Source organism: Bacillus sp. UNC41MFS5 (genome assembly GCF_000686805.1).
Window position 1 is genome coordinate 45,893 of sequence record NZ_JMLP01000025.1, and the last position, 8,241, is coordinate 54,133.

Consider the following 8,241-nt stretch of genomic DNA (forward strand, 5'->3'; position numbering starts at 1 on the left):
ACAACCAATTCGATTACCTTCCTTTCTTAAAGTCTAAGGCTAATTATGAAAGTGAGGTCTTTGTTTGAGAATATAAAATTTTTAGAAAACTGTTTTATATTTTTAACTGTTTTAGAGATTAGGAAAATAGTTTCGGTTGCAACAGCCTGATTTATAGTCATAATTACTCACCCATTTTGATAAAGACCTGAAATTGGGATAAATTCATTAAAAACAGGGTGTGATTCTAAAATCACACCCTGTTTCTTCTATTATATAGATATTCTTATTTTGCCTGTTCACTAATAGCCTTACCAGGTATTAAATGAACGGTTTCGCTTGGTCCAAAGCCGCTCCAGCGATATCCTAAAACCTTTTCAAGCCCGTTCGGAATGACATCGGATAATCTTTCCCTTTTTGAATATTTGATCCCCTGTCCGACAGCTTCCACTTTAAATGTATACTGTTTACCTTGTTTAAGGCCAGTAACCGTGTAATGGATTTCAGCTGTTGTCATTTCCCCATTAATTGGTGAAAACTCAACCCCTTCAGGCTTAACAGGTTTTCCGTTTACATAAACACGGTATCCAATAACATCTTGGTTCCTAGCGGCTGCCTTGTTCCAAGAGAGGGACACACTTGTACCATCCCTTCCAATCTGAGCTTTCAGCCCGCCAGTAAAAGATGGGGCACCCATCGCGTACGGGGCAGCTGTTTTGACATCCATGGAGGAGCCGTATTTTGTTTTATTGCCTGCGAGGTCGACAGCGTCCACTTCCACTACATATTTGGTACCTGGCTGAAGTTCTGTTAACGTATAGTTGCTGGATTCAGAAAAGCCATGAAATTCCCCGTTTGCATACACATTATAGCCGGCCACACCGGTATCATCACTTGCTGATTCCCAGTCCAGCGACGCCCAAGTGAATCCAGGGTAAACAACGTCTACTTCTTTGCCGCTAAAAGTTTCATTTGCAGGAATCGTCGTGGTTGATTCTTTAATCTTAGTGTCTTCTGGAAGCGTTGGTGCCGTTACATCTGCTTCTCCCTTTGTTGTTACATTGACTTCCGGACCATCAGAGGTGCGATTTCCTATTGTATCGGTTGCCTCCACTTTGAATGTGTACTCTTTTGCAGGTGTTAAACCGTTAACTGTAAAGCTTGTGTTTTTGGTTGTCGTGTATCCTGTGCCAATTTTCTTTCCATCTTTATAAATGGTATAACCTGATACTCCGATATTATCGGAAGCTCCATTCCAGGTTAAGGTAACACTCTTTCCATCGTCGGACGATACAGCTTGTACAGCTGCAGTTTTAGCCCATTCTGGTTTTTGTGCAGCATCTAAAGGTGCTCCTGTTGTATTTTCAAAGACAAGTCCTGTAGAATTGGTAATTCTCCATGGGTTTCCGCCATTATCTTTGACGTTTGTAAAGGAAACATTTTTAAATGTAAAATCTTTCGCGTAATCCATATTCGCGGAAAAAACATTGTCAAATTTAACATTTTCGAAGGTAATATTTTCGTGATAGACTTCCCCTACGTCGTTATTTCCTTTTACCAAGATTGCTTGTTTCTTACTGCCCCCTTGATTACGCACTGTAGTGTTCTCAATCCGAATATCCTTAAATTGAGAAATTTGCTGTGCCGGCTCATAAAGAATCGCAGCATTAGCATCTTCATAAGAAGAGGTGAATACAAACGGTCCATCCCCATCAATGCCTTCTAAAGCATTATCCCTGAAAAGGATGTCTCTTGCTCCTCCGCCCATTGGTGTGTTCGTTTTGGCACGCAGTCCCACGTCTGTTTTATACATAATATTATCTTCCACTAAAAAGTTCTCGAACCAGCTTCCCGTATGGCTTCCTGTGACAACCCCGCCGTGGCCTTCGCGAATATAGTTATTAAAAATCCAAGCCTCTCCGGTAGGTTCCTCATCTGCTGCTGCCCGTCCCATGCCTGCAGCAAAGTTAATCGCGTCATCTCCGGTGTCCACAAAGTTATTGAACACCATTATATTTTGCGAATCACCAAACTCAAACCCGTCAGCATTGTTTGCATCATAGGTTTTGGCTGTTGTTCCATTTACCACAATGTTTTTACTATGAAGGTTAACAATCCCGTGAAAGGAAGGATTAAGCTGCGTAATTCCTTCATAATACATTCCGTCCACACCACGTACCGTAATTAGATTAGAGCGTGTAGAATAGGCAGACTTTGCATTCATACCATCCACCTGAGCTGCATATGTTTGAGCGGCTGCTAATATCCCATATGTAGAATCAGAAGCCGAATCTAATGAACTCATATGTCCATCTTGAACGGTTACATTGCCTGTCACCTTTGTGTTACTACCTGATAATAGGCGCGGAAGCTCATTTCCTGCTTCATCAATGGTAGGAGAATTGGAATCCAACTTCCATCCATTCCCATCGATTGTTCCTTTTCCTACGATACGAATATTCTTAAGGCTGCCGTAATCATAGGTATGGGCATTGATGAGAGAATAGGAACGTTCATCTGTTGAATAGTCGTATACCCAGAAATTTCTGCTGTAATCTTTTGCATCAGGAGAACCAAGCAAATACCCATCAACCTGAAGCGTCATATTAGATTTAAGCCATATTTCTCCAGAAATAAATTTCCCCTCCGGAACTAACACTTTCGCTCCAGGTGTAGCCGCATCAATTGCTGCCTGAATGGCTTTCGTGTCCTTTGTGTCATCATTTGGTGTGGCACCAAAATCCATAATATTGAAAACCTCTGGTACAGCTGTTGTTTTTCCGGTAATTTTGTTAGATGGAGCCGATTCGATACCATCTGCATTTACGGAGGTTACATAAAATTTATAAGATTTATTCGGTTTAAGATTTTCAACGGTAAAATTATGAATGAGAATATCAACGTGGAAATTATCTTTATCAATATTTTTATAGAAATTATCGATATAAGCCTTCGCAGGGCCGCCGTTATCTTTTAAAGCACTCCCAATTTTCTTCCCATTCATATAGACATTAAAATCCACAATATCACGATAGTTCTCTGGCTTATCCCACACAATGGTGATGCTGTCTTCGTCAAAAGCCAGATTTGGAATCTGTAAGTTTACTGGCGATGCGGGTGCATTGGGAGCCAATTGTTTTTCAGCAAGAGCTGTTGCACCAAGTTGGCTGAATACTAGTAATGTTACTAAAATGATAGAGATACTGATTTTGAGACTCTTCAACTATGTTTCCACCTTTCTTATATTTTTTTTAGCTTCCTCCCTCCTGATAGTTCATTATAATTGAAAACGTTTTCTCGGATAATCAAATATTTTTAGATTTTTACAAAAAATCTTTATGAATTTTTTATTTTAAATTAACTTATAATAGCAGGAACACCTTGAAGTCTCAAGGTGTTCCTCTAAAGATGAAAAATATATACTTAATCTCTGCTGAAATCGGCCTTTTTTAATGGCACGATTTTTGTTTTGTTAATACTTTTATAGCCTAAATAACCAATTAAGAATAGAGGTAGTCCAATATAAGAAACCAAGACACCATACCAGTCAACCTTTGAACCAATAAATGCCCCGTCTATTAAGTTTTATTTTATATTGATTCGGCATATGCTGGCTAATTTAAGCTTTAGAAAATTACTTGGAAATGCAGCAAATCTTCCAATGTCTGCATTTATAATTTTAGGATGTCCCTTTTCGTTAAAAACCTCATGGTACCGTTGAAGGTGTCTGGTAATAGCTGATTGCCATCCAGTTCCGTTCAGCTTGCTAGGTACAGCAACAAAAAAATAATCCCCCATCTTCCTTGATTCGGAACAAACGAGGGATCATTAACTTATATTCTTTTTCTTTTTAAACATAAAATACCTCTCTTTCTTTTTCATTTAAATTCTCTCTAATTGCCTCTTCCCACCACCGATGGTCCTCTGGAATACGATTTTTCATAAGATCTAACCGTTCATTCACATGCTTTGCCTTGGTTAACGTTTCTTCCTCTTCCATCATTCCATAACAGATTTCAATGATATCATCAAAGTGAGCTAGTGACATTTCCAGCACCTTCTTTCATAGATTAGGTGAAATTATTGAATCTTTGCTCTCCTTTCTTACTTTAATTATATGATGTATATAGCTATAAATCATTTTAAAATTTGTCAATATTTTGAATTTATACACTCCTTCTCACAGCTACGTCCTTTACAAAATTGAAGTAGGAGTCTTCTGTCGGAGAACGATAAAAAATGAGTTCCAAACCCATTATTAAGGAATCTGGAACTCTTAATTTATAGTTTATAAATCTGAAACAATGATATAAGATAAACGTACAGGTCCATGTACTCCCCATACCTTGTTTAACTCAATGTCAGAGGAACTACTTGAACCACCCTCTATTTGATAGAGAGCGCTGCTATATGAATTGTTGTATTTATTTACTTTAATATTCTCCTTTAATGACAAAAAACGAACCCCGAATCGTTCCAGCTAGTTTAGACTTCTGCCTGGCAAACTTAAACTTCCCCTCTAACTCCTTTGGTACCTCCATCCCCTCAGAAAGCTTAAAACCAACGGCCCGCTTCGGCTTAGGGCCATCAATCGTATACAAGACATTGACACTTAGCCCATCCTCATAAAAGACGTAGGCCCATTTGATATTTTCCACTTGAAAAAGCGACGTTTCTAATGGTTTGGCCGCAAACTCAATAGCACGTTCTTTTAAAATTTGGTTCACATAATCAAGGGTTTCTTGGCTTTCGCTAGCTGGTTCTACCGTAAATTCATGCTTGTATTTATTCATAAAGTAACGGGCTTCATTCGCACGTAATCCAGCAAGCGCTTCTGCGACTGGTGAAGACTCTAAACCCACCGTAGATACATTTTTAAAATCAACACGATAGGACATTTCCGTCCCTCCTTATTTCCTGACAACAGGAATCCACATTTCACCAAATACCAAACCGTTTCGCTGCCCCATCACAACCGACGTATTTGGCCCGCCAACATAGGCAAAATTCTTTGCTTCTGGCAAAACTTGACCGAAAGCAATACCAGTAAGCATATTGCTCAACTCTTCCGCACTGTTCCCTTCCCCTTTAACAACTAGGTATTCCCCTTTAGGAAATTGGATCATTCTGGTTGCCTCTGGCAGCGAAGTCTCTGTCATAACGCCGGCATAATGCATCATCTTGTTATTCACCGCTTCGTTCACAGCAAAAATGTAGTCATTTGTCGCAACAGATTTTAACGTGACAAGCCTGCCATTTTGTTTGACGGCCTGCCAAAAGTCCGATTTTTCTTTGGTTATGCCCGCATAGTCCGTGTAATCACTCTTAAGCTCTGTTCCAAAACCTAACACGGTAAAGCTGTCTTTTTCTTCTATAGTATAATTTGTCATATTCAAAACCTTCCTTTTTTTATAATGGAATCAAATGATTTCTCTTTTCACTTGATGAGTTTATAATAGCGTTAAATCATGTCAAAAAATGATACTGTTTTGGAGGCCACGATGAAAAAAGTTGAACGGATTAATACCATCATGCGGTATATCAACAACCGTGCCCACTTTACCATTACTGAAATTATGCAGGAATTTAACATCTCTCGTTCAACTGCTATTCGGGATATCAGAGAAATTGAAGCCATGGGGATGCCGCTAGTCGCTGAAGTTGGAAGGGATGGGGGTTATTTTGTCATGAGCAACTCTGTCCTTCCCACAGTTCGCTTTACGGATAATGAAATCAGAGCTCTTTTTATCGCCTTTATGGCCACAAGAAATCAACAACTCCCCTATTTAAAGAGTCGACAGTCGTTAGCTGAAAAATTACTTGGCCTCATCTCAGAAAACCAGCAAGAAGACCTTGTAGTGTTAAATCAAATCTTGCTTTTTGAAGGGACGAACCCCCATAATCCCGACCTGCTTGATCTGTCAGACCTTCCCCATCCGATGTTAGAAAAACTAATCCAACTCCTGCTGGTGGATCGTTATTTATTAATTACTATTGAAGAAGAGAAAATAATAAAGTCTTACCCCATTTATCTTTTACACCTGTATCGTGAAAAAAGCTTTTGGCTGATTGAAGGCTTTGACTTAATGGAAGAGAAGCAACGAATTTTTCCTGTCGACAATCTCACCAATGTAGAACCATACACAACGAAGCAAGGACTAAGTGAGAAAAGGATTTTGGAAAGACTTAACAAGCAGGAAAATATAATCAATCTGGTCCTTGAATTGGGTCCAAGGGCGATTGCCCAGTTCAAAAAATACCATCCTTTAAAAGTATCCATTTCCTATACAAATCCATACCAAACCACAGCCGTTCTAAAGACGTTTATCAATGTTAATAACACAGAAGAAATGGCCGAAATAACCAATTGGCTGCTTTTCCTTGGTGGGGATATCAAGGTCAGGGAAATGCCGGAAGAAGTCTTGGATGGTATAAAAGAGAGATTATTCCTATATTCCCCATAATTACCACTAGTTAAAACCACATATAGATGCGTTACAGTGAACCGTGACAAAATCAAGTGAGGTAATCTCTTTAAATAGAAACAGCACCATTCCATTTTGTGTGGATGGTGCTGTTTACATTAGATGAATATTTGCTCACGCAAAAAGATCGGAACAGGACTTTTAATTATTCTTCCCTATTCGAGGAGTGAACTATGGTTATTATTATGAACTGACTTTTCTATTACTTCTCCTATCATCCCAAGGACATGGTATAGAAATCTAAACACTAATAATTCAGTAATTCCAGTTAGGTTGGCTGTACTACCACTAAGTGTTCGAACGATATTATAAAAGTCTTTTTTGATTTGAAAAATTTCATTGCAAGTAATCGAATTTAAGTTTTTAAGTAAAAATTTATCCATGTCTATAAAAGCATCTGAAAACCTCATGTATATTCCCCTCATTCATATATTCGTTTTTAGCATAATTTAATTATAAATGAGGAAGGGATTATTTGATTATTATTTATTAACCAATATTATGAATTCAATTTATATTAAGGATAAAGCCCTTCTCTTTGTTGAGAAAGGGCTACCTAACTTTTGATATGATTAAGTAAAAACGGAATGTTTGTCCGTCATTTTGTTTGCTAAACCTGTATTCGGCAATTAAAAAATGCTAGGAATGGCAGTATGTTTTATGAATGTAAAAAGAGCCAAAATACGCAAGCAGTGCATAAAAACTTGCATATTATTGGCTCTTTATTATTATTTCTTATTATGTTAAAGCACCCTTTACTTTAAGTTATCATGAACGAAACTAGCTCCTTACTCGTAACACCGTAGGTTAATTTGGTTACACTGTTTACTGGAAAAAACAAACCAAATCAGAGCTACATTACGGAAGGAGCTAGTTATTATGCAGGATACCATAAAATATGTAGGTTTAGACGTTTCAAAAGAAAAAATTGCCGTTGCCATTGCAGATGAAGGTCGTGATGAGCCAAGGTATTGGGGAATGATTCCCAACACTCCGGAATCCATTAGAAAGTTAGTAAAAAAACTTGGAGAAAAAAGAGAATCTTCGAGTGTGCTATGAAGCTGGACCAACTGGCTATGGTTTATATCGACTTTTTCTTAGCCTAGGAATTGAGTGTGAAGTGATCGCCCCATCTTTAATCCCTAAAAAAACCAGGAGAGCGCATCAAAACAGACCGTAGGGATTCGATTAAACTAGCAAAGTTATTTCGCGCCGGCGAATTAACACCTGTTTATGTGCCAACAGAAGATGATGAAGCCCTCCGGGATTTAGTTCGGGCTCGGGAAGATGCCAAAGAGGATGAATTAAGAGCTAAACATCGATTATCTAAATTCCTTTTACGGAACGATATTGACCCTCCTTTCAATGGGAAAAAGTGGACTCGTAGATATCGTGAATGGTTAAATACTCTAAAGTTTGAACGTTCCACATCTAAAGTAGTATTTCAAGAATATCTGCACCATCTACAAGAAATTGAGCAAAGGGTAAAACGATTAGAGGAAGAAATAAAATTACAATCAACCGAAGGTTACCATGCGCCAATGATTCAAGCACTACAATCATTAAGGGGAATAGCTACGATTACAGCTACTAGTCTTGTGGCTGAGATAGGATCATTTAAGAGATTTACTTCTCCCAAAAAATTAATGTCTTACGTTGGGTTAATTCCAAGTGAAAGTTCTAGTGGTGAAATCAGAAGGCAAGGTAAAATTACCAAAACAGGTAATCGTCATGTTCGTCGGTTGCTTGTAGAAGCAGCTTGGAGTTATCGATTTCC

7 protein-coding genes and 1 pseudogene are annotated in these 8,241 nt (G+C 38.4%); 3 read left to right on the forward strand and 5 right to left on the reverse strand.

Annotated features, from left to right (window positions below; genetic code table 11):
• Nucleotides 1-265 precede the first annotated feature (265 nt).
• From BR30_RS35220 to BR30_RS0113260, 5 genes and pseudogenes are all read right to left on the reverse strand, one after another.
• Nucleotides 266-3,202 (reverse strand): fibronectin type III domain-containing protein, encoded by a 2,937-nt coding sequence (locus BR30_RS35220; RefSeq protein WP_051633610.1) that lies wholly within the window; start codon nucleotides 3,200-3,202, stop codon nucleotides 266-268.
• 200 nt (nucleotides 3,203-3,402) lie between these two features.
• Nucleotides 3,403-3,549 (reverse strand): annotated as a pseudogene (locus tag BR30_RS37850) (amino acid permease); the annotation flags it as partial.
• A 280-nt stretch (nucleotides 3,550-3,829) separates the two neighbouring features.
• The gene (locus tag BR30_RS0113250) at nucleotides 3,830-4,027 is read right to left on the reverse strand and encodes a hypothetical protein (protein ID WP_026565433.1); all 198 of its coding nucleotides are present in this window, start codon (nucleotides 4,025-4,027) and stop codon (nucleotides 3,830-3,832) included.
• 385 nt (nucleotides 4,028-4,412) lie between these two features.
• On the reverse strand, nucleotides 4,413-4,877 hold the full coding sequence (locus BR30_RS0113255) for a hypothetical protein (RefSeq protein WP_026565434.1): 465 nt from the start codon (nucleotides 4,875-4,877) through the stop codon (nucleotides 4,413-4,415).
• Between the two features lie 12 nt (nucleotides 4,878-4,889).
• Nucleotides 4,890-5,369, reverse strand: a complete 480-nt coding sequence (locus BR30_RS0113260) for a GyrI-like domain-containing protein (protein ID WP_026565435.1) — start codon at nucleotides 5,367-5,369, stop codon at nucleotides 4,890-4,892.
• A gap of 111 nt (nucleotides 5,370-5,480) precedes the next feature.
• On the opposite strand from BR30_RS0113260, the gene BR30_RS0113265 reads away from it, so the two are divergent.
• From BR30_RS0113265 to BR30_RS35895, 3 genes are all read left to right on the forward strand, one after another.
• Nucleotides 5,481-6,443 (forward strand): helix-turn-helix transcriptional regulator, encoded by a 963-nt coding sequence (locus tag BR30_RS0113265; protein WP_026565436.1) that lies wholly within the window; start codon nucleotides 5,481-5,483, stop codon nucleotides 6,441-6,443.
• 900 nt (nucleotides 6,444-7,343) lie between these two features.
• Nucleotides 7,344-7,523: a hypothetical protein gene (locus tag BR30_RS37855; RefSeq protein ID WP_035445531.1), complete on the forward strand. Its 180-nt coding sequence runs from the start codon at nucleotides 7,344-7,346 to the stop codon at nucleotides 7,521-7,523.
• Between the two features lie 128 nt (nucleotides 7,524-7,651).
• On the forward strand, nucleotides 7,652-8,241 hold a 590-nt coding region (locus tag BR30_RS35895; protein WP_231507711.1), incomplete at its 3' end, for an IS110 family RNA-guided transposase.